3 protein-coding genes are annotated in these 1,841 nt (G+C 33.2%); 2 read left to right on the forward strand and 1 reads right to left on the reverse strand.

Features of this window, described 5'->3' with window-relative positions:
- Nucleotides 1-356: 356 nt before the first annotated feature.
- On the reverse strand, nt 357-953 hold the full coding sequence (locus tag ACFIQE_RS09980) for a S24 family peptidase (protein WP_375707661.1): 597 nt from the start codon (nt 951-953) through the stop codon (nt 357-359).
- 85 nt (nt 954-1,038) lie between these two features.
- Here ACFIQE_RS09980 and ACFIQE_RS09985 point away from each other — a divergent pair, with 85 nt between their 5' ends.
- Together ACFIQE_RS09985 and ACFIQE_RS09990 are read left to right on the forward strand one after the other, a co-directional pair.
- Nucleotides 1,039-1,356 carry a hypothetical protein gene (locus ACFIQE_RS09985; RefSeq protein ID WP_375707662.1) on the forward strand — a complete coding sequence of 106 codons (318 nt, stop codon included), beginning with the start codon at nt 1,039-1,041 and terminating at the stop codon, nt 1,354-1,356.
- Between the two features lie 99 nt (nt 1,357-1,455).
- Nucleotides 1,456-1,821 carry a hypothetical protein gene (locus tag ACFIQE_RS09990; RefSeq protein WP_375613931.1) on the forward strand — a complete coding sequence of 122 codons (366 nt, stop codon included), beginning with the start codon at nt 1,456-1,458 and terminating at the stop codon, nt 1,819-1,821.
- Nucleotides 1,822-1,841 lie beyond the last annotated feature (20 nt).

The raw sequence follows: 1,841 nt of genomic DNA on the forward strand, positions 1-1,841 counted from the left end.
ATAAGATTTCATCAGAATTTATAAGAATTGGCTTATCCATAATTTTTCCTCCCTAACGCCTCTTGGCGATTGTTTGTACGTGGTTTATGGATACCAATGTAGCGTATTTAGGAACGTGTGTCAATACATATGTACCGATTTTAGAAATTTTTTACATAAATATAAAAAGTCACTTAGAAAATTAAAACTGTAATTACTGAAAAAGGGATATATGTTTAGAATAGCTAGAGATTTAATAATACTAATTACATTGAATTTTAATATTCTAATCGATTATTTTGCAAATATTTGCATAATTCTCTCCTTAACAGAAATATACGATAAGAAGAAAATTATGCTCATATGATTTAACTATTTTAAAATCTCGGTGTTTTTATCCAGTCTATAGGCGCAGCCCAAATTAATGCAATATCTTTTATTTCTGGATACAACCTATTTAAACTCTCTAAATTAAATAAACCAGGCTTACTACCTTGCTTTATTATTTTGACAAAACAACGTCCATCTTGCGTATAGACAATTGCTTTTTTATTAAGAAGTAAACTTGGAGAAATGTTTTCTGAATAAAATAAAATAGATTTATCCTCAATGAAAGGTTCCATTGAGTCGCCTTCAACTTTTACTGCGCATGTATCCTTTGTAATATATGGGGGCATTTCCACTTCTTCAAGCCAACCATCTTCATAGGGGATAATTTCTGAACCTGCTCCTACATAACCCATTAAGGGTATAGTTTTTTTTCGTGGAAGTGGGTATTTTGTGATTTCCTCAATTGCTATACCTTCTTGTGCACTTATTCCTCGTTCACCTGTCAGCATTTTATTGACTGCAGAGCGGTAGATAGGGCGATGCATCTTCTCACTTAGTTGTCTGGCAAGCGATGATTGAGATAATCCAGATTCTTGTAAGGCTTCACTTAGCCAAATTTTCATAATGTTATTCATGGTTTCCATTATATCTTTGTTAGAAAAAAAATCTTTTGTGATTTTCGTTACGTTTTCTATTGATTTTGTACCTAAATAAGCTACAATATGACTTATGAAACAATTTTCGGAAATAATAAATTTATTAGGTGGGGTTCGTAGGGTATCTCAGTTGCTTGGGGTTCATAGAACACGCGTGTACGTCTGGCTCCGTCCTGTATCAAAAGGTGGAACTGGTGGGAGAATTCCAACAAAACATATCCCAATTCTTTTGAATGAAGCCAACAGAATTGGAGCACCAATTAAGGCAGAAGACTTTTTCTCGTTTTTTTATAGGACGCAATCATGTGATTCTAAATTATCTTCACAATCTACTTTTATTGCTGCCCCTACAGATAATAACGAACAGCAACAGCACCCTTCACACTCTTAAAGAAGAAAGATCATGAGAAACGGAATATTGAAGAAACTCTACACACGGATTTGTAGATTAATAGGTTGTAATACGAAAATTGAGAATGGAGATAAGTTTGTGAAAGAATTTATACAAATACCGGATCGTGATTGTAGCATAGAAGATCTTATAAAACGACATAGAACTCATACAAAAATTCTTGCAAAACAAGAAGAATGGCATAAGTCACAATTTGATAGTTGGATGAGATGGCATGAAGCAACTCTTGCAGAGCGAGATAAGTCAATTGAACAACAGCAAGTAGTACTTGAAAACCTATCCTCTTTAATTAAGCAAAAAAATGAAACGCTATACAGCCAAAGGCTAAAGTTAGCTTCACAGATGAAAGTTATTGATGAATTAAACAATAAAATCACTGAGTTAATCAACAAAAAAGAAGAACCGAGATTGATCGATTTTATTTTTGCAGGAGAAGTTTTTTAACTTGCGTCATTTGAGCCAAA

This window comes from Bartonella sp. AA1HLJMS, assembly GCF_042197445.1.
Taxonomy (GTDB): domain Bacteria; phylum Pseudomonadota; class Alphaproteobacteria; order Rhizobiales; family Rhizobiaceae; genus Bartonella.

Coding starts and splice junctions, on each gene's coding strand:
- ACFIQE_RS09980 (WP_375707661.1), bottom strand. CDS start 953: ATGGAAACCATGAATAACATTATGAAAATTTGGCTAAGTGAAGCCTTA.
- ACFIQE_RS09985 (WP_375707662.1), top strand. CDS start 1,039: ATGAAACAATTTTCGGAAATAATAAATTTATTAGGTGGGGTTCGTAGG.